Origin of the sequence: Streptomyces changchenzhani, from assembly GCF_039766235.1 — a bacterium.
Lineage (GTDB): Bacteria > Actinomycetota > Actinomycetes > Streptomycetales > Streptomycetaceae > Streptomyces.
In genome coordinates, this window is sequence record NZ_JBDHNH010000008.1 from 278,637 (window position 1) to 297,494 (window position 18,858).

Consider the following 18,858-nt stretch of genomic DNA (forward strand, 5'->3'; position numbering starts at 1 on the left):
ACGGAGCGGAATACGGTCATGGAACCTCGGGATGCTCACGATTGGACACGACGGTCCGATCGTCCGGCCGGCCACGAGCCGGTGGCCGGCTCTCAGCCCGTCACCCGGTAGGACTCCGAGGCCTGTTCGTAGATCTTGGTGATCTCGTCGCGCTGCGCCTCGGGACCGATCACCTGGACGACGTGATAGCGGCCACCGACGATCATCGCGAGGTTCCGTACGTACACATCGCGGCCACTGCTGTCCTTCCAGGTGAACTGCCCCTCGGCCATGGACTGCCGGCCCACCTCGATGCGGCGCAGCCCGCTGGACGTCGCCCAGGAGGAGTCGCGGACGGCCTGCAGCTCCCGCTCCTCCTTCAGCTGGTAGTCCATCGGGTCGCTGCCACCGTCCTTGACGGAGTCCCGGCCGGGGACGATCAGCAGCTCGAAGTCACCGCCCTGGTACCGCACTTGCCCGGCGTCGTTGACCGGGCGCCGCCGCCAGTCCTTGTCGACGGCTATCTGGAATCCCTCGGCGTCCTTGCGCAGCGCGTACCCCCCGGCGATGTCACCGGCGGGGACGGAGGTCTGCGGCTGCTGCGCGGTGGGGGTCTTCTTCGGGGACGCGGCGGGTGGCGGCGCCGAGGCCGTGCCGCCGGACGCACCCGGGGTGTTGGGCGCGGAGGTGCGCCTGCCCTCGTCCTTGCCCGCGCTCCGCGGGTCCTTCTCGCCGGACTTGGGCATGAAGACCATCGCGTACACGAGCGCGGCGACCAGGCCGAGGAGGATCACCACAAGCAGCGTGCGGCCGAGCGAACCGGCACCGCCGCGCTGCTTCTTCTGGATCCGCGGCTCCTTTATCCGCGGCTCCCTGGGTGGCCGCGGGGCCCTCGGCGGGGCCTGCGGCCTGCTCTCCTGACGGCTCTCCTGCCTGAGGTCCTGCCTGCTCTCCTTCTTGGACAGCCTGGTGGGCCGGGCCGCGTTCGTCGCTTTGACCGGCTTGACCGACTTCGCCGGCTTGGCCGACTTGGACTTCTTGTGGCGGTGGCGGCCGTGGTTCGAGTCGGCGGACGAGCCGGGCCGACGCCTGCGTACGAGCTCGCCCCGGCGGCGTACGACGGGCAGCCGGGTGCTGTCGGCGGCGGGCAGCGGCACCACGGCCGTGCCGGCCTCCGGCTCGGGCGCCGAGCGCACGAGGGAGCGCAGCCAGCCGCGCAGCTCCTCGAAGTCCGGGCGCTCGGTGGGGTCCTGGCGGAGCAGAGACTCGACGACGGGGCGCAGCGGGCCGCACTCCTCGGCGAAGGCGGGCGGCTCGGCGCAGACGAGCTGCACCAGCTCTATGGCGCTCTCCTCCGGGTACGGGGCGTGCCCCTGCACCGTACGGAAGAGCAGCGCGCCCAGGGCCCAGAGGTCCGTCGAAGGGCCGATGGGCGGCGCCAGCTGCCAGTTGCTGTGGACGGACCCCGCCTGCTCGGGCGCCCAGCGCTCGGTGACGGCGCCGATGAGGGAGATACGGGCCTGCCTGGCGCGCTCGGCGGCGAGCGGGGTGGCGGGGCCCCGGTACGCGGGGAGCCCGCCGCCCGCGACGTACTCGTCCCACCGCCCGGTGGCGGCGGGCGCGGCCTGCGGTGCGGGGGCCGGGGCCTGGTGGCGCAGGCCGTCGGCGCGCAGCCCGTCCCCGGCGGCCCCGACGCGCGGCACCGCCCCGTGCCAGCTGCCCTCGGAACGCCCGGCGTCGGCCTCCCGGCCGAGCCCTGCCCCGCCCGCGTCCCCGGCGCCGCGCGGGGTCTCGCCGCTGCGGGCGGCTCCGGACCCGCGCCGGGTCCCGGTCGTCCGGGCCGCGCCGGGGCCGAAGGTCCCGGTGGCACCGGTCGCGCCCGCTTTCCCGGGCTCGGGCGCGTCCTGCCAGGTCCCGGCCAGCTCGGACCGGCGCGGCGGCACGGCGGGGCGGGGGCCGGGATGAGGATCGGCGTCGGAGCCGTAGCCATAGCCGGGGTCCGTATAGGCATCCGTATCGCCGTCGGCATCCGCATCCGCATCCGCGTCCGGATCGGCAGCGGGGCCGCGGCCGGGGCGGGCACCGAAGTCGAAGCCAAAGCCGGAGTCGCGGCCAGGCCCGGCGCCACGGCCGTAGTCGGCATCACGGCCGTAGTCGGCGTCGGCGTCGCGACCGGGACCGGCGCCGAGTTCGTGTCCGGCGCCAAGTTCATGTCCGGGGACGAAGTCGGACCCGGGACCGAAGTCGGACCGGGCGTCAGCATCGCCGCCCGCCCCCGCCCCGGGCCCGGCCACCGGCAGGAAATCGCCGTAGGGCGTGCGCTCCGAGCCACCACCATCGCCGTAGGACGCGCGCCCGCCCACCCCGTCCCCGTATGACGTGCGCTCCGGGTCGGGCTCCCCGTACGGGCTGATCGCCCGGGGTCCACCGACCGGCCGTGGCGCGGGGCGCTGCACGGGGAAGGGCCCGGTGTCGGCCGGGCGCCGCTCCTCGCCGACCCGGGCCGCCGCGCGGGCACCGGCGCGGTACGCCGCTATGGCCCCGGCGCGCGCCGCCCGCACATCCGCGGCCGCACCCGCACCCGCACCCGACGGCAGCGCGACGCGGCCACCCGACGGAGTGCCGCCGTACGGGCCTTCGCCCCCGGCGTCCGACGCCGGCCGCGCCGAACCGCCGGCCGCCTGCGCTTCGTACCCGGTGGGTCCGGCGCTTTCCGAGTTGTCACCGGGGCCGGGCTCACTGCCCGGACCCGGCCCGCCCCAACTGCCGCCGCCATCGGTCTCGTCGTCGTCCGCGTCGGGCGACACCGGCACCGGCGCGTACCCGCAGAGCGCCTCCTCCGCGGCCCCCGCCGCCAGCCCCGTCAGCACAACACGGCCGTCGTCGCAGACGAGCACCGTGCGCGTGGTGATGTTGCGGTGGGTCCAGCCGTGCGCGTGCAGCACCCGCAGTGCGGTGAGCACGTCGGAGCCGATCTCGGCCGCCCGGTACGGGGTCAGCGGCTGCTCCGCGAGCAGCGCAGCCAGCGGCCGCGCCGCCACCAACTCGCTCACCACCCACAGCGAACCGCCCTCGGCGAACACGTCGAAGACCTGGTCGAGCCTGGGGTGGTCGGGAATCTGCGCGGCGGCCTGGGCCGCCTCGATCGCGCGCCGCACCGCCGGATCCGTGGGCCGACGCGTCGTCCGCCCGGCGGCCCGTCGCTGCGCGGCCGTCCCGCCGCCCTCGCCGTCGAGGAACTCCGCGTCCACGACTTCCGGCAACGGCACCTGGCGGACCAGGACTTCCTGCCCGCTGTAGGTGTCGAAGGCGCGCGTCTCCACCAGGTCGTACTCGTCGGACGGGGGCAGGGGGAGGCGATAGCGGTCGGCAAGAACCCGTCCCGCATAGTCGTCCACGACGCCTCCCCAGAGCGCGCTGTCCCCCGGCCCAGGACCGCACCAACCCGTCATTTCTGGTCGGTTTCCGTACAGCTACCGCCCATTGCGGCTGCGTACGGTCCACAACTTCTCACGATACGTGGCAGGACCCGGTCGCGCGGCCGGTCACCGCAACCGGGTCGCCCGCCCCTGCCGTTCTGCCCGTCAGTCCTTGGGCTTGAACGTGTCGAACGCGGCCTTGCGCAGGGTCCGGCACTCGTCGCCGTTCCATTCGCTCGCCTTGCAGCTGACCATGATCGAGTAGCCGTGCCCGGCATCCACCTTGAAGCCGCGGTTCAGCACATGCACCTGCTGACCCTGCTGCTCCCGCTCGAACTCCCAGTCGGCGGTGGTGGGATACCCGTTGTAGTCGACGGGCCTTATGCCGAGGTGCTTGTAGTTGTTGCTGCTGGCGGCGACACCGAGCCTGGCGGCCTCCCAGGCAGCGCGGGCGTCACCCCCGGGAGTGGCCGTGAAGTCGACCTGGACCCGCGGGAATCCGCCGTTCTTGTTGTATATGCCGCCGGAGTTCTGACCGGCTATGTCGTTGCGCTTGAAGTCCTTGGGCAGCGCCATGGTGAAGTGGAAGCGGCTGTCGCTGACCGTCTTGTACCCGGCGGGCACAGCGCCGTCCTTCGACGCCCCGCCGGTGTCCTTGCCCTTGCCCTTGTCCTTGCCGGAGTCCGTGCCCTTGTCCGGGTCGTCGCTCTGCCCCGCACCCGCGCCCTGGCCCTCGCTCTGGCCCTGCTTGTCGTTCTTGCCGTCGTTCTTCTTGCCCTCGTCGGCCGTGGCACCGCTGGACGCGGACGCACCGGCCTTCGGCTTGTCCTTGTCGCCGCCGCCGTCGCCTTCGTCGCCACCGGCCAGCGCGACACCCAGCAACGTGCCGACCACGGCAAGCGCGGCGAACACCGCGATGATGACCAGCGTACGGCGGGGCACCACATCGGTGAGCGAGGCCCGCGGCGGCTTCGGCCCGGCCGCGGACGGCGACTGAGCCTGGGACTGGGACCGCGCCGACGCCTGCGCCTGCTGCGGCCGTTGCTCCGACCTGGCGGCCTGGGCCGCCGCCGCCGCACCGCGTGCCGACTTCAGCGCGCCGCGCATCCGGTCCGCCGCGCCGCCCTCGGCCTTGGGAGCGGCCTCGGGCACGGGCGGCAGCGCCACCACCCGCGTCGCCTCCGGCGACGGCTCGTCCGGCGTCTCGGGCCGGTGGATCACGTCGTTGAGCAGCGCACGCGCGGCGGGCTCGTCGAGCCGCTGCGCGGGGTCCTTGGCGAGCAGGCCGTAGATGACCTCTTCCAGCTCTCCCGCGTTCTTCGGCGGGTCGAGCGGCTCGGTCATCACGGCCGTCAGGGTCGCGATGGCCGACCCCTTGTCGTACGGAGGCATGCCTTCGACCGCCGCGTACAGCAGACCGCCGAGCGACCACAGGTCGGCGGCGGGGCCCGGCTTGTGACCACGGGCCCGCTCGGGCGAGATGTACGAGGGGGCGCCGACGAGCATGCCCGTCGAGGTGACCGACGGGTCGCCCTCCACCTGGGCGATGCCGAAGTCGGTCAGCACGACCCGTCCCTCGTCGGAGATCAGCACGTTGGACGGCTTCACATCGCGGTGCAGGATGCCCACGCGGTGCGCGGCGCGCAGTACGTCGAGGATGGCCAGGCCCACCTCGGCGGCACGATGCGGCGTCAGCAGCCCGTCCTCGCGCACCGCGTCGGCCAGCGACTTGCCCTCGATCAGCTCCATGACGATCCACGGGCGGTCGTCCTCGTCGACCACGTCGTAGACGGTCACCGCGCCGTTGTTACGGATCCGGGCGATCGCCTTGGCCTCACGCAGGGTGCGCGTGATGAGCCGACGCTTCTCCTCCTCGTCGATGCTGGTGGGGAAGCGCAGCTCCTTCACCGCGACGGTGCGGCCCAGCGTCTCGTCGACAGCGCGCCAGACCGTGCCCATGCCGCCCCGGCCGAGCACCTCGCCGAGCCGGTACCGCCCAGCGAGAAGACGTCCCTCGGTGTCCTTGGACTTCTCCGCCTCCGACATGCGTCCCCTCTGCGATCCCTGATCTTCGCCCGCGATGGCTGCGTCCAGGGTGATGCAGTAACCCGCCCTGGCAGAGCCTTCATTGTCCCTCACCCCGGGACCGATCGTGGTCCCGGGTCGGCCGGCCCGTTCCACAAGGCCGACGAATGGGACCCTGCCCAGGTCACAGCACCGCCGGGGGAACCGGATCCGTACCGCGAACGAACCTGCCCGCGCCGGACCCGAGTTCCCCCTTCTCCTGACGTCATGCATGACGTCACCCGCCCAACCACCCCCCGGGCCCCGCCGGACCCACCCGTCCCGCGGACCGCTATTGGATCGGCGGCACGATGTCCGGCGCGCCGAGCCTGGCCGCGTCCGCCGTCAGGTCGTCCGGCTGCCGCTGCGACTCCCGTTCCGCCTCGACCCGCTTCTCGTAGTGCTCGACCTCTTTCTCGATCTGCTCCTTCTCCCAGCCGAGCACCGGCGCCATCAACTCCGCGCACTCCCGCGCGCTGCGTGTCCCCCGGTCGAAGGTCTCGATCGAGATCCGGGTACGACGCGTCAGTACGTCGTCGAGGTGACGGGCACCCTCGTGCGAGGCGGCGTACACGATCTCCGCCCGCAGATAGTCGTCCGCCGCGGCCAGCGGCTCCCCCAGCGTGAGGTCGGCCGCGATCAGCTCAAGCAGCTCCTCGGCCAGCGAGCCGTACCGGTTCAACAGATGCTCCACGCGCACCACATGGAGGCCGGTCCGCGCCGCGATCCGCGCACGGGCGTTCCACATGGCCCGGTAGCCCTCGGCCCCGACGAGCGGCACGTCCTCGGTCACGCACTCGGCGACCCGCTGGTCCAGCGCGTGCACCGCCTCGTCCACGGCGTCCTTCGCCATCACGCGGTACGTCGTGTACTTGCCGCCCGCGACGACCACCAGCCCGGGTACCGGATGCGCGACCGTGTGCTCCCGCGAGAGCTTGCTGGTGGCGTCCGACTCGCCGGCCAGGAGCGGCCGAAGGCCGGCGTACACGCCCTGCACGTCGTCGCGGGTGAGCGGCACCGAGAGCACCGAATTCACATGCTCAAGCAGGTAGTCGATGTCGGCGCTGGACGCCGCCGGATGGGCCTTGTCGAGGTCCCAGTCGGTGTCCGTCGTCCCGACGATCCAGTGCCTGCCCCACGGGATGACGAACAGCACGGACTTCTCGGTCCGCAGGATCAGCCCGGTCGAGGAGTGGATCCGATCCTTGGGCACAACGAGGTGAATGCCCTTGGACGCCCGCACATGGAACTGCCCGCGCTCCCCGATCAGGGCCTGGGTGTCGTCCGTCCACACCCCGGTGGCGTTCACCACCTGCTTGGCCCGGATCTCGTACTCGCCGCCGCCCTCCACGTCCTGCACCCGCGCGCCGACGACGCGCTCGCCCTCCCGCAGGAAGCCGATGGCCCGCGCCCGGTTGGCGACCCGGGCGCCGTACTGCGACGCCGTACGCACCAGCGTCGCCACATAGCGCGCGTCGTCCACCTGCGCGTCGTAGTACTGCAGGGCCCCGACCAGCGCGTCCTTCTTCAACGCGGGCGCGACCCGCAGGGCGTGCTTGCGCGTCAGATGCCGGTGCAGGGGCAGCCCGCGCCCGTGCTTCGACAACATCGACATCCCGTCGTAGAGCGCCACGCCCGAACCGGCGTAGAACCGCTCCCAGCCCTTGTGCTGCAAGGGATAAAGAAAGGCCACGGGCTTGACGAGATGTGGCGCGAGACGCTCCAGGAGCAGCCCGCGCTCCTTGAGTGCCTCGCGTACGAGTGTGAAGTCGAGCATCTCCAGATAGCGCAGGCCGCCATGGATCAGCTTGCTCGACCGGCTCGACGTGCCCGAGGCCCAGTCACTCGCTTCGACCAGTCCGGTGGCGAGCCCACGGGTGGCGGCGTCGAGAGCCGTCCCCGCACCGACCACTCCGGCGCCCACGACCAGCACGTCCAGTTCACGCTCGGCCATCGCTGCGAGCGCTTCGGCGCGCTCCGCAGGTCCCAGTGTCGCTGTCCTCACTGCTGCCTCCCGTAGTGCTCGGGGTGGTCGGGGTGGTCGGGATCAAGTCCCCACCCCTTGATTCTGTCCGTGCTCCCCGTCTTCAGCCACCGCCTGTGGACAACACTCCCGCACCCCACCTTCCCGCAATGCGGCATAACGGTCATATTTACGCCTAGTCTGACATTGCGCTCGCTCGAATTGTCCACAGGGCTTGCGCGTTGCCTCCCCTCCGGCTATTGGGAAGGACGGCCCACCACCGTGCCCGCAGATCTCGCCGTCATCGGACTCGGCCACCTCGGCCTGCCCCTCGCCCAGGCCGCCGTCGCCGCCGGCATCAGCACCATCGGCTACGACACCGACCCGCGCGCCCTCGCCGAGCTCGCCGCGGGGCGCATCCCGGGCGGCTCCCTCACCGCGGCCGAGCTGCGCCGCATGCTCGCCGGAGGATTCCGGACCGTGACGAATCCGGCGGAGCTCGGCCGGGTCCGTACCGCCGTCATCTGCGCCCCCACTCCGCTCGGCGCGGACCGCACGCTCGATCTGAGCGCCGTCGGCGACGCGGCCCGCGCCCTCGCGGCGCATCTGCGCCCGCACACCACCGTGCTGCTGGAATCCGCCGCGTACCCCGGCACCACGGATGAATACCTGCGCCCGATCCTCGAAGAGGGATCACGGCTGCGCGCGGGACGCGACTTCCACCTCGCGTACTCGCCCAACCGCATCGACCCCGGCAACCGGCTGCACGGCTACGCCAGCACCCCCAAGGTCATCGGTGGCCTCACCCCCGCCTGCACCGAGTCGGCCGCCGCGTTCTACGGGCGCCTCACCGACAAGGTGGTCCGCGCCCGGGGCCCGCGCGAGGCGGAGACCGTCGGCGTACTCGAAACGAACTACCGGCACGTCAACATCGCCCTGGTCAACGAGATGGCCGTGCTCTGCCACGACCTCGGCGTCGACCTCTGGGACGTCGTCCGCTGCGCCGAGACCAAGTCCTTCGGCTTCCAGGCCTTCCGGCCAGGACCCGGCGTCGGCGGCCACGGCGTCCCGGTCGACCCGAACTACATCCCGCACAGCAGCCGCACCCCCGGCCACCCCCTGCGCATGGTGGGGCTCGCCCAGGAGATCAACGGCCGCATGCCGCAGTACGTCATCCAGCGCTGCGCCACCCTGCTCAACGAGCACGGCAAATCCGCCCGGGGCGCCCGCGTCCTGCTCCTCGGCGTCACCTACAAGCCGGACCTCGCCGACCAGCAGGGTTCCCCGGCCCAGGAGATCGCCACCCGCCTGATGGACCTGGGCGCCCAGGTCGGCTACCACGACCCGTACGTCCTGGACTGGCGCGTGCGAGACGTACCGGTCCCCCGCGCGGACTCCCTCTACGAGGCCGCGGCCAATGCCGACCTGACCGTCCTGCTCCAGCAGCACCGTACGTACGACCTTCAGGGCCTCGCCGTGAAGGCGCAGCTCCTGCTGGACACCCGCGGCGCATCCCCGACGGGCACCACCCACCGCCTCTGAGACCCGAATTCCCGGGCCCCTGTCGTACCGGACTGCTAGCCTGCGGCGTTACTTATCGCACATCCGTACGCACAAGTCCCTCGGGGGAATTCTCACCATGACCCAGCCCATTCAACCGCCGCCGTCCGGCAACCCCTTCGCCGACGGCGCGTACCCGAACGCCCCGGCCCCCGCCCCGGTCCGCGACAACCTCGGCCTCGGCCTCGCGGCGGCCTTCGGTGTCGCGCTGGTCAGCGCCGGGATCTACGGTGCGATCGTCGGAGCCACCGAGTACCAGATCGGCTTCGCGGCCGTCGGCGTCGGCTACCTGGTCGGCTTCGTCGCGGGCAAGGTCGGCGGCCGCAACCCGGCGCTGCCGGTGGTGGCCGCGATCCTGTCACTGGGAGCGGTCTACATCGGCCAGCTGCTCGGTATCGCGATCTTCCTCGCCGACAGGGCCGACGCAACGGTGTCGGAGCTCTTCTTCGAAAACCTCGACGTCCTGATGGAGGCCTGGAAGTTGGAGGCAGGCGCGATGACCTTCGTCTTCCTGGCCATCGGCGCCTTCGCCGCCTTTTCGGCCGCGAAGAAATCCGCCGCCTAAGCACCGCCGGTATACGCGAGGGGGCCCGGATCACATTGTGGTCCGGGCCCCCTCGCGCACCTGTCACTGCACGCGTCAGCGCTTGTGCTCCGACGGCGAGACCGTCACCTCGACGCGCTGGAACTCCTTGAGCTCGCTGTAGCCCGTCGTCGCCATCGAGCGGCGCAGCGCGCCGAAGAGGTTCATCGAGCCGTCCGGGGTGTGCGACGGGCCGAGGAGGATCTCCTCGGTCGTGCCGACCGCGCCCAGGTCCATGCGCTTTCCGCGCGGCACGTCCTCGTGCACGGCCTCCATGCCCCAGTGGTGACCGCGGCCGGGCGCGTCCGTCGCGCGGGCCAGCGGGGAGCCCATCATCACGGCGTCCGCGCCGCAGGCGACGGCCTTGGGGATGTCGCCGGACCAGCCGACACCGCCGTCGGCGATGACGTGCACGTAACGGCCGCCGGACTCGTCCATGTAGTCGCGGCGGGCCGCGGCCACATCGGCGACCGCGGTCGCCATCGGCACCTGGATGCCGAGCACGTTGCGCGTGGTGTGCGCGGCGCCGCCGCCGAAGCCGACGAGCACGCCCGCCGCGCCGGTGCGCATCAGGTGCAACGAGGCGGTGTACGTCGCGCAGCCGCCCACGATGACCGGGACGTCGAGCTCGTAGATGAACTGCTTGAGGTTGAGCGGCTCGGCGGCGCCCGACACGTGCTCGGCGGAGACCGTGGTCCCGCGGATCACGAAGATGTCGACACCCGCGTCGACAACGGCCTTGGAGAACTCGGCCGTGCGCTGCGGCGACAGCGCGGCGGCGGTGACCACACCGGAGTCACGCACCTCCTTGATGCGCTGCCCGATCAGGTCCGCCTTGATCGGGGCGGCGTAGATCTCCTGGAGGCGGCGGGTCGCGGTCTCCCCGTCCAGCTCGGCGATCTCCTGGAGCAGCGGCTCCGGGTCCTCGTACCGGGTCCACAGACCTTCGAGGTTCAGCACTCCGAGGCCGCCGAGCTCACCGATGCGGATCGCGGTCTTCGGAGAGACCACCGAGTCCATCGGAGCGGCCAGGAACGGCAGCTCGAAGCGGTAGGCGTCGATCTGCCAGGCGATCGAGACCTCCTTCGGGTCCCGGGTGCGCCGGCTCGGCACAATGGCGATGTCGTCGAACGCGTACGCCCTGCGGCCGCGCTTGCCGCGCCCGATCTCGATCTCAGTCACGTGTGGTGGCCTTTCCCTCTTGGTCTGCGCGTCCAGTATCCCCGACACGCGGCAGAGGGGCGGTCCCGGTCACCCGGGCCCGCCCCTCAGTCGGGACTACGTTACTTCCTGCTGTAATTCGGTGCCTCGACCGTCATCTGAATGTCGTGCGGGTGGCTCTCCTTGAGGCCCGCCGAGGTGATCCGGACGAACCGGCCGTTCTCCTGGAGCTCCGGGATCGTCCGGCCGCCGACGTAGAACATCGACTGGCGCAGACCGCCCGCGAGCTGGTGCACGACGGCGGACAGCGGGCCGCGGTACGGCACCTGGCCCTCGATGCCCTCCGGCACGAGCTTGTCGTCGGCGCCCACGCCCTCCTGGAAGTACCGGTCCTTGGAGTACGAGACGCTCTGGCCGCGGGACTGCATCGCGCCCAGCGAGCCCATGCCGCGGTACGACTTGAACTGCTTGCCGTTGATGAAGAGCAGCTCGCCCGGCGACTCCTCGCAGCCCGCGAGCAGCGAGCCGAGCATCACGGTGTCCGCGCCGGCCACGAGGGCCTTCGCGATGTCGCCGCTGTACTGGAGGCCGCCGTCGCCGATGACCGGCACCCCGGCCGGCTTCGCGGCGAGCGAGGCCTCGTAGATCGCGGTGACCTGCGGGACGCCGATGCCGGCGACGACTCGCGTCGTACAGATGGAACCGGGTCCGACACCGACCTTGATGCCGTCGACACCGGCGTCGATCAGCGCCTGGGCGCCGTCACGCGTGGCGACATTGCCGCCGATGACGTCGACTCCGGACGCGTTCGACTTGATCTTGGCGACCATGTCGCCGACCAGCCGGGAGTGCCCGTGCGCCGTGTCGACGACGACGAAGTCCACGCCGGCCTCGATGAGCGCCTGGGCGCGCTCGTACGCGTCACCCGCGACACCGACGGCCGCGCCGACGAGCAGGCGGCCTTCCCTGTCCTTGGCTGCGTTCGGGTACTTCTCGGCCTTGACGAAGTCCTTGACCGTGATGAGGCCCTTGAGGATGCCCGCGTCGTCGACCAGCGGAAGCTTCTCGATCTTGTGGCGGCGCAGCAGCTGGACCGCGTCCACGCTGGAGATGCCGACCTTGCCCGTGACGAGCGGCATCGGCGTCATGATCTCGCGGACCTGGCGCCTGCGGTCCGTCTCGAAGGCCATGTCGCGGTTGGTGACGATGCCGAGCAGCTTGCCCGCCGCGTCCGTCACCGGCACACCGCTGATGCGGAACTTCGCGCACAGCTGGTCGGCGTCGGCGAGGGTGGCGTCGGGGCGCACGGTGATCGGGTCGGTGACCATGCCCGACTCGGAGCGCTTGACCAGGTCGACCTGGTTGGCCTGGTCGGCAATTGACAGGTTGCGGTGGAGCACGCCGACACCGCCCTGGCGGGCCATCGCGATGGCCATGCGGGCCTCGGTGACCTTGTCCATCGCGGCCGACAGCAGCGGGACGTTCACCCGTACGTTCTTGGAGATGTACGAGCCGGTGTCGATCTGGTCGGGGGCCATGTCCGACGCGCCAGGCAGCAGCAGCACGTCGTCGTAAGTCAGCCCGAGCATCGCGAATTTAGCGGGCACTCCATCGACGTTGGCAGTCATGACACCTTCCCAAATGGTCTTGCTCGGCGCGGATGTCCATGCTAACGGGACTCCAGGGTGTCTCATTCCACGATCAAGATCACCAAGTGGGCCTGTACGTTCACACAGCCGCGCCACCGCACCACCGCCGGGCCACCGCACCACCACCGCCGGGCCACCGCACCACCACCGCCGCGCCACCGCCCTCACCGGCGTCCGCCCGCCTACTGGCCGGCGAGCGCCCGCAACCGGCTGAGCGCCCGGTGCTGCGCCACCCGAACGGCGCCGGGCGACATCCCCAGCATCTGCCCGGTCTCCTCGGCGGTCAGCCCGACCGCCACCCGCAGCACCAGCAACTCGCGCTGGGCCTGGGGAAGATTTGCCAGAAGTTTCTTGGCCCACTCGGCGTCGCTGCTGAGCAGCGCCCGCTCCTCGGGCCCCAGCGAGTCGTCCGGCCGCTCCGGCATCTCGTCGGAGGGCACGGCCGTCGAGCCGGGGTGGCGCATGGCCGCCCGCTGGAGATCGGCGACCTTGTGCGCGGCGATGGCGGAGACGAAGGCCTCGAAGGGCCTGCCGGTGTCCTTGTAGCGCGGCAGCGCCATGAGGACCGCGACACAGACTTCCTGCGCCAGGTCCTCCACGAAGTGACGGGCATCACCGGGCAGCCGGCTCAGCCGGGTGCGGCAATACCGCAGGGCCAGCGGGTGAACGCGGGCCAGAAGGTCGTGGGTAGCCTGCTCGTCCCCTTCGACCGCGCGGCGGACGAGGGCACCGATCACCGTCGTCTCGTCGTCGCGCATCGGTCCATGGTGCCTTGACGCCGAACCATCCGCGCTGCCACGCCCGTAGTTGTGCACTGAAGCGTTATGAGCAGGTACGCCGGAAGTCATCTCCTGCGCCCTCCCCTCCCGCTCGACCGAATCGTCCCCGAGGAACTCCACACCTCAAGGATGCGGCATCGGCGACGGAACGAGTCGCGGACGTCCGCCACCCCGTCCGCCCGATGGCGGACGGGGAACGCCGTACCCGCGCAACTGCGCACGGGACATCCCTCAGCGGACCAGGCCCCAGCGGAATCCGAGCGCCACGGCGTGCGCGCGGTCCGAGGCGCCGAGCTTCTTGAAAAGCCGCCTGGCGTGCGTCTTGACCGTGTCCTCGGAGAGGAACAGCTCGCGGCCGATCTCTGCGTTGGAGCGGCCGTGACTCATGCCTTCGAGCACCTGGATCTCACGCGCAGTGAGCGTCGGCGCCGCACCCATCTCGGCAGACCTGAGCCGGCGCGGGGCGAGCCGCCAGGTCGGGTCGGCCAGCGCCTGGGTGACGGTCGCACGCAGCTCGGCGCGTGAGGCGTCCTTGTGCAGATAGCCCCGAGCACCCGCGGCGACCGCGAGCGCGACCCCGTCGAGGTCCTCGGCGACCGTGAGCATGATGATTCGGGCGCCCGGGTCTGCGGAGAGCAGCCGGCGCACGGTCTCGACGCCGCCCAGACCGGGCATGCGTACGTCCATCAGAATCAGGTCCGAGCGGTCGGCGCCCCACCGGCGGAGGACTTCCTCACCGTTGGCCGCTGTCGTCACACGCTCGACACCGGGCACGGTCGCAACCGCGCGGCGGAGCGCCTCTCGGGCAAGCGGGGAGTCGTCGCAGACGAGGACGGATGTCATGACCGTCCTCCGCAGCTGATGCGCGTCACCTTGGGCCTCCAGGCTGGTACATATTTCGTCACCTGTGCGGTTGACACTCTCGGACAACTGCCCGATCGCTTGTTCTTTCAACCGCCTCGCACATTCAACGACGGTCACCCGAAAGAGTTACGGGTCGGACGAACGCCTTCAGCACTCTACGTAAGGGAACCGTCGCGCAGAAGCGCGCCACCGTCTGCCACGCCGCCGAAGTAAAGCTATGCCCCATTCGGCGGCTTTTCTTCCGTTTTGCTGGTGTCTGTGACTAGATTCGACATCAGTCATATTTACATCTACTTGCACAAGCGGATGAAAGCTCAGTCCGGCGCGACCAGACGCAAGGGGACAAGCAATGGCAGATTTCTCCCGCCTTCCCGGACCCAACGCCGATCTGTGGGACTGGCAGCTGCTCGCGGCCTGCCGCGGAGTGGACAGCTCGCTCTTCTTCCACCCGGAGGGGGAGCGCGGCGCGGCCAGGAGTGCGCGCGAGACCTCGGCGAAGGAGGTCTGCATGAGATGCCCGGTACGCGCGGAGTGCGCGGCGCACGCCCTCGCGGTGCGTGAGCCCTACGGCGTGTGGGGCGGACTGACCGAGGACGAGCGCGAGGAGCTCATGGGGCGGGCACGCAACCGCCTGATCTCGGCGTCGCCGGCCACAGCGGCGGCGACGAGGGCCGCGAGCATGAGGTCCGGCCCGACGGCGACCGCGACCACGGCCACGGCCAGGTGGCTGCAGTAACGTTTCTGCACCCCGCAGCCGCCCGACGCCTCAGCGGCGCCCAGTGCCGCTCAGCGGGCGGCGGCCAGCGCGAGCTGGTCGAGCGTGGCCGCGACCGCCGGGACCTGGGCCAGGTCGGGAAGGGTGAGCGCCACGATCTCGCGCAGCACGGCCGGCTCCACCGTCACGGTGCGTGCACCCTTGGGCCGTACGGACTCCATGGCCAGCTCCGGCAGGACCGCGACCCCGAGCCCGGCCGCGACCAGGCCGATCACGGCCGGATAGTCGTCGGTCGCGAAATCGATGCGCGGTACGAAGCCCGCGCTCTCGCACACCTCGATCAACTGCCTGCGACAGCGCGGGCAGCCGGCGATCCACGCCTCGTCGGCCAGCTCGCCGATGCCGACCTGGCCGGCGTCGGCGAGCCGGTGCCCCTCGGGGACCAGGCCGACGAGACGGTCGGTCAGCAGGGGGCGTACGACCAGGTCGTCCCAGTCCTCGGTGGCGCCACCGGGACCATAACGGAAGGCCAGCGCCACATCGCAGTCGCCCTCGCGCAGCATCTCCACCGAGCGCGGGGGCTCCGCGTCGACCAGCGAGACACGCGTGCCGGGGTGGGCGGCGCGCAGGGCGGCCAGCGCGGTGGGGACCAGCGTCGAACTGCCGCTGGGGAAGGAGACCAGGCGCACCCGGCCGGCCCGCAGGCCCGCGATGGCGGCAACCTCCTCCTCGGCTGCGGTCAGCCCGGCGAGAATGCCCGCCGCGTGCCGCACCAGGACCTCGCCGGCCTGGGTGAGGCGCATCTCGCGGCCCAGCCGGACGAGGAGCGTGGTGCCCGCGGAGCTTTCGAGTGCCTTCATCTGCTGGCTGACGGCCGGCTGGGTGCAGCCCAGTTCGCGCGCGGCGGCGGAGAAGGAGCCGGTGGACGCGACGGCGCGCAGGACACGGAGATGACGGGCCTCGATCATGCTCCGAGCATAAGTGACGCTTGGGGTAGGCGGGCAAAATCGAGTAGATACTTTGAATGTCGGGCCATTAGCGTTCCCTCATGAAAGTCATGAGGGTCATGCAGGTCTTGAAGGTCCTGAACGTCGTGGACGTCACGGGGGTCGTGAACGGCGCGAGGGGCATGAAGGCATGAAGGTTCTGACAGTGAACGCGGGGCCGGCGAGGACCGTCGGGTACACCGACGCCCCGGGCGGCAGGTCCGGGATCGACAAGCGGCCGGTCGACGGGCCGGTACGGGTGTTCGTGCCCGGCACCGCAGGGGCGGGAGGCAGCGGCGTCGAGGGTGACACGGTGTGCGACGCGCGGTTCCACGGCGGCGCGGACCGGGCCGTGTACGCCTTCGCCCGCGAGGACCTCGATGAGTGGGAGCGGGAGCTCGGGCGCCCGCTCACCAACGGCTCGTTCGGCGAGAACCTCACCACCGCCGGTCTTGATGTGACCAACGCGCTCGTGGGCGAGCGCTGGCGCGTCGGCCCCGACGTGGTGCTCGAAGTCACCGGCGGACGCATCCCCTGTCGTACGTTCGCGGGCTTCCTCGGCGAGAAGGGCTGGGTCAGGCGCTTCACGCGGGCCGGGGCGACCGGCGCACTGCTGCGGGTCATCGAGCCCGGCGTGCTCCGCGCGGGAGACCCGGTCGAGATCGTGCACCGTCCTGACCACGACATCACGAACGCGCTGTTGTTCAGGGCCGCGACGACCGACCGGGAGCTGCTGCCGAGCACCCTGGTGGCGGCCGATTGGATGGAGTCAGGACTGCTGCGCGTGGCGCGGGACTACACCGCCAAGTACGGCGCCTGAACCGGGGCTTGGAGCCGGTCGGTTCGCGGTCGCGGAGAAGTGCGGGAGAAGCGGCGCCCGGCGAGGTCGGGCGGGCGACCTAGACGCTCACCCGGGGCACTAACGTGCCCCCTATGACGACAGCATTGATTACCGGAGCCACAGCGGGCATCGGCGCCGCCTTCGCGCGGCGCCTCGCCACGGACGGGCACAACCTGGTGCTGGTGGCCCGTGACGCCAAGCGGCTCCACGAGCAGGCGACCGAGCTGCACGACCGGCACGGCATCGAGGCGGAGGTGCTGACCGCCGACCTGTCCACGGAGGACGGGATCGCAGCGGTCGAGGCGCGCCTGTCGGACCGTAAGCAGCCGGTGGATCTGCTGGTCAACAACGCCGGGTTCGGCAACAAGGGGCGCTTCCTCGAAGTACCCATGGCCGACGAACTGACCATGCTCAAGGTGCACTGCGAGGCCGTGCTGCGGCTGACCGCGGCGGCTTGCGTCGGCATGAAGGAGCGGGGCAGGGGCGGAGTCGTCAATGTCGCGTCGGTCGCGGCCTTCGTACCGCGCGGGACTTACGGCGCGTCGAAGTCGTGGGTCGTGCAGTTCACCCAGGGCGTGGCGCGTGACCTGTCCGGGTCGGGCGTGCGGCTGATGGCGCTGTGCCCCGGTTTCGTACGGACGGAGTTCCACGAGCGGGCCGGGATGGGGACGGACAACATCCCGGACTGGATGTGGCTCGACGCGGACAAGCTGGTGTCCTCGGCGATGGGCGACCTGGCGCGCGGGAAGACCCTGTCGGTGCCCGACCCCCGGTACAAGGCACTGATGGGCGCGGTGAAGCTGGCGCCGCGTGGCCTGCTCGGTGGGATCAGCTCCAGGACCGGCCGCAAGTACGGACCTCAGTAGCCCCTGGCCCCCCTCCCCACACTCTGCCCGCCCATGGGTGGCCATGGGCGTCGAATGATCGAAAATACCTGCGGGGCCGGTCATCGGGCTGCTGGCCCCCTCCGCCACGTACTACTTCGCCGAGGTGATCCGGGGGGCGCACGAGGCCGCGGCGCGCGCCGGGGCGCGGCTGATCCTGCGGATCTCCGACTACCGCCCCGAGGAGGACCGTTCGGGCGCCGAGGGGCTGCTGGCAGCGGGCGCGGAGGGGCTGCTGGTCGCGCCCGGCTGGCGGAGTCCCGACGACCCCGCCGAGACCCCGAAATCAGACGGGGAAACCATGTCATCCACCACCTGCACGCGCACTTGATGTTCGTCACCAAGTACCGGCGCGAGGTCTTCAACAGCGAGATGCTGACGCGCTGCGAGACGATCATGCACGACGTGTGCGAGAGCTTCGGCACGGAGCTGCGCGAGTTCAACGGCGAAGGTGACCACGTGCACCTGCTCGTCCACTACCCGCCCAAGGTCGCCCTGTCCAAGCTGGTCAACAGCCTCAAGGGCGTCAGCTCGCGGTACCTGCGGGCGGAGTACACCGGCCGGATCAACCAGATCGGCATGGGCCCTGTGTTCTGGTCCCCGTCGTACTTCGCAGGGTCCTGCGGCGGCGCACCGCTGGGACCGCGGCCTCGCCGTGACGTCGGCCGCCGCCGCCAACGCCCTGCCCGTCGCCGAGTACACGCTCGCCGCGATCCTCTTCGCCGGCAAACGCGTCCTGCGCTCCGCCTACCGCTACCGCGCCCTGCGCACCGACCACGACTGGCACCACGAACTCGAAGACGCGGGCAACTACCGCCGCACCGTGGGCATCGTCGGCGCCTCCCGCATCGGCCGCCGCGTCATCGAGCTGCTGCGCCCCTTCGACCTGCGGGTTCTGCTGTACGACCCGTACGTCACCCCCGCCGAGGCCGCGGCTCTGGGCGTCGAGCTCACCGGCCTCGACGACCTGTGCGCCCGCAGCTCCGTCGTATCGGTCCACGCCCCCCAGCTCCCGGCGACCCACCACATGATCAGCGCCGGCCGGCTCGCCGCCATGCCGACCGGCGCAACCCTGATCAACACCGCCCGCGGCTCCCTCATCGACGAGTCCGCCCTGCTCCCCGAACTCGTCCCCGGCCGCCTGAACGCCGTACTGGACGTGACGGACCCCGAGCTGCCGCCGCCCGACTCACCGTTGTACGAGCTCCCGAACGTCCTTCTGACCCCCCACATCGCGGGCTCGCTCGGCGACGAGCTCCACCGCATGGCCGACCGGTCCCTGGACGAGCTGGAGCGTTACGCCGCTGGACTTCCCTTCGCCGACCCCGTGCACCCCGCGGCCCTGGATCACTCTGCGTAACCTACCCACGCGGGTGCATTCTTCACTAAAATGGGCATATCACCTCCACCA

At 71.2% G+C, this 18,858-nt stretch carries 13 protein-coding genes and 3 pseudogenes; 8 read left to right on the forward strand and 8 right to left on the reverse strand.

The window, feature by feature from the left end:
* Positions 1 to 92: 92 nt before the first annotated feature.
* The 3 genes from ABCR94_RS25355 to ABCR94_RS25365 all read right to left on the reverse strand — a co-directional run bounded on the left by ABCR94_RS25355 (position 93) and on the right by ABCR94_RS25365 (position 7,467).
* Positions 93 to 3,377: a serine/threonine kinase C-terminal domain-containing protein gene (locus ABCR94_RS25355; RefSeq protein WP_347122342.1), complete on the reverse strand. Its 3,285-nt coding sequence runs from the start codon at positions 3,375 to 3,377 to the stop codon at positions 93 to 95.
* 186 nt (positions 3,378 to 3,563) lie between these two features.
* Positions 3,564 to 5,444 (reverse strand): serine/threonine-protein kinase, encoded by a 1,881-nt coding sequence (locus ABCR94_RS25360; RefSeq protein ID WP_347122343.1) that lies wholly within the window; start codon positions 5,442 to 5,444, stop codon positions 3,564 to 3,566.
* Between the two features lie 310 nt (positions 5,445 to 5,754).
* Complete coding sequence (locus tag ABCR94_RS25365) at positions 5,755 to 7,467, reverse strand: glycerol-3-phosphate dehydrogenase/oxidase (RefSeq protein WP_347122344.1); 1,713 nt, start codon at positions 7,465 to 7,467, stop codon at positions 5,755 to 5,757.
* Positions 7,468 to 7,707: 240 nt separating this feature from the next.
* On the opposite strand from ABCR94_RS25365, the gene ABCR94_RS25370 reads away from it, so the two are divergent.
* Together ABCR94_RS25370 and ABCR94_RS25375 are read left to right on the forward strand one after the other, a co-directional pair.
* Positions 7,708 to 8,967, forward strand: a complete 1,260-nt coding sequence (locus tag ABCR94_RS25370; RefSeq protein ID WP_347122345.1) for a nucleotide sugar dehydrogenase — start codon at positions 7,708 to 7,710, stop codon at positions 8,965 to 8,967.
* A 97-nt stretch (positions 8,968 to 9,064) separates the two neighbouring features.
* A complete protein-coding gene (locus ABCR94_RS25375) occupies positions 9,065 to 9,550 on the forward strand; it encodes a hypothetical protein (protein ID WP_347122346.1) in 486 nt (161 codons plus the stop codon).
* A gap of 75 nt (positions 9,551 to 9,625) precedes the next feature.
* On the opposite strand, the gene ABCR94_RS25380 is transcribed toward ABCR94_RS25375, so the two are convergent.
* The 4 genes from ABCR94_RS25380 to ABCR94_RS25395 form a co-directional block, all read right to left on the reverse strand.
* On the reverse strand, positions 9,626 to 10,750 hold the full coding sequence (locus ABCR94_RS25380; RefSeq protein ID WP_347122347.1) for a GuaB3 family IMP dehydrogenase-related protein: 1,125 nt from the start codon (positions 10,748 to 10,750) through the stop codon (positions 9,626 to 9,628).
* 101 nt (positions 10,751 to 10,851) lie between these two features.
* The gene (guaB, locus tag ABCR94_RS25385; RefSeq protein ID WP_347122348.1) at positions 10,852 to 12,357 is read right to left on the reverse strand and encodes an IMP dehydrogenase; all 1,506 of its coding nucleotides are present in this window, start codon (positions 12,355 to 12,357) and stop codon (positions 10,852 to 10,854) included.
* 203 nt (positions 12,358 to 12,560) lie between these two features.
* Positions 12,561 to 13,136: a sigma-70 family RNA polymerase sigma factor gene (locus ABCR94_RS25390; protein WP_347122349.1), complete on the reverse strand. Its 576-nt coding sequence runs from the start codon at positions 13,134 to 13,136 to the stop codon at positions 12,561 to 12,563.
* Between the two features lie 252 nt (positions 13,137 to 13,388).
* The gene (locus ABCR94_RS25395) at positions 13,389 to 14,000 is read right to left on the reverse strand and encodes a response regulator transcription factor (RefSeq protein ID WP_003948568.1); all 612 of its coding nucleotides are present in this window, start codon (positions 13,998 to 14,000) and stop codon (positions 13,389 to 13,391) included.
* Between the two features lie 370 nt (positions 14,001 to 14,370).
* Here ABCR94_RS25395 and ABCR94_RS25400 point away from each other — a divergent pair, with 370 nt between their 5' ends.
* Positions 14,371 to 14,757, forward strand: a complete 387-nt coding sequence (locus ABCR94_RS25400; RefSeq protein ID WP_347122350.1) for a WhiB family transcriptional regulator — start codon at positions 14,371 to 14,373, stop codon at positions 14,755 to 14,757.
* Positions 14,758 to 14,807: 50 nt separating this feature from the next.
* On the opposite strand, the gene ABCR94_RS25405 is transcribed toward ABCR94_RS25400, so the two are convergent.
* A complete protein-coding gene (locus ABCR94_RS25405; protein ID WP_347122351.1) occupies positions 14,808 to 15,704 on the reverse strand; it encodes a LysR family transcriptional regulator in 897 nt (298 codons plus the stop codon).
* A gap of 169 nt (positions 15,705 to 15,873) precedes the next feature.
* Here ABCR94_RS25405 and ABCR94_RS25410 point away from each other — a divergent pair, with 169 nt between their 5' ends.
* The 5 genes and pseudogenes from ABCR94_RS25410 to ABCR94_RS25430 all read left to right on the forward strand — a co-directional run.
* The gene (locus ABCR94_RS25410) at positions 15,874 to 16,542 is read left to right on the forward strand and encodes an MOSC domain-containing protein (protein ID WP_347122352.1); all 669 of its coding nucleotides are present in this window, start codon (positions 15,874 to 15,876) and stop codon (positions 16,540 to 16,542) included.
* Positions 16,543 to 16,655: 113 nt separating this feature from the next.
* Positions 16,656 to 17,429, forward strand: coding sequence for an SDR family NAD(P)-dependent oxidoreductase (locus ABCR94_RS25415; protein WP_347122353.1), 774 nt, complete (start codon positions 16,656 to 16,658; stop codon positions 17,427 to 17,429).
* Between the two features lie 73 nt (positions 17,430 to 17,502).
* A pseudogene (locus tag ABCR94_RS25420) lies at positions 17,503 to 17,718 on the forward strand (DNA-binding transcriptional regulator); the annotation flags it as partial.
* Positions 17,697 to 18,086 (forward strand): annotated as a pseudogene (gene tnpA, locus ABCR94_RS25425) (IS200/IS605 family transposase); the annotation flags it as partial. The pseudogenes ABCR94_RS25420 and tnpA, both read left to right, overlap by 22 nt.
* Positions 18,085 to 18,807 (forward strand): annotated as a pseudogene (locus tag ABCR94_RS25430) (hydroxyacid dehydrogenase); the annotation flags it as partial. The pseudogenes tnpA and ABCR94_RS25430, both read left to right, overlap by 2 nt.
* Between the last annotated feature and the right edge of the window lie 51 nt (positions 18,808 to 18,858).

Coding starts and splice junctions, on each gene's coding strand:
- ABCR94_RS25395 (WP_003948568.1), bottom strand. CDS start 14,000: ATGACATCCGTCCTCGTCTGCGACGACTCCCCGCTTGCCCGAGAGGCG.
- ABCR94_RS25390 (WP_347122349.1), bottom strand. CDS start 13,136: ATGCGCGACGACGAGACGACGGTGATCGGTGCCCTCGTCCGCCGCGCG.
- ABCR94_RS25410 (WP_347122352.1), top strand. CDS start 15,874: ATGAAGGTTCTGACAGTGAACGCGGGGCCGGCGAGGACCGTCGGGTAC.
- guaB (WP_347122348.1), bottom strand. CDS start 12,357: ATGACTGCCAACGTCGATGGAGTGCCCGCTAAATTCGCGATGCTCGGG.
- ABCR94_RS25400 (WP_347122350.1), top strand. CDS start 14,371: ATGGCAGATTTCTCCCGCCTTCCCGGACCCAACGCCGATCTGTGGGAC.
- ABCR94_RS25375 (WP_347122346.1), top strand. CDS start 9,065: ATGACCCAGCCCATTCAACCGCCGCCGTCCGGCAACCCCTTCGCCGAC.
- ABCR94_RS25415 (WP_347122353.1), top strand. CDS start 16,656: ATGACGACAGCATTGATTACCGGAGCCACAGCGGGCATCGGCGCCGCC.
- ABCR94_RS25360 (WP_347122343.1), bottom strand. CDS start 5,444: ATGTCGGAGGCGGAGAAGTCCAAGGACACCGAGGGACGTCTTCTCGCT.
- ABCR94_RS25405 (WP_347122351.1), bottom strand. CDS start 15,704: ATGATCGAGGCCCGTCATCTCCGTGTCCTGCGCGCCGTCGCGTCCACC.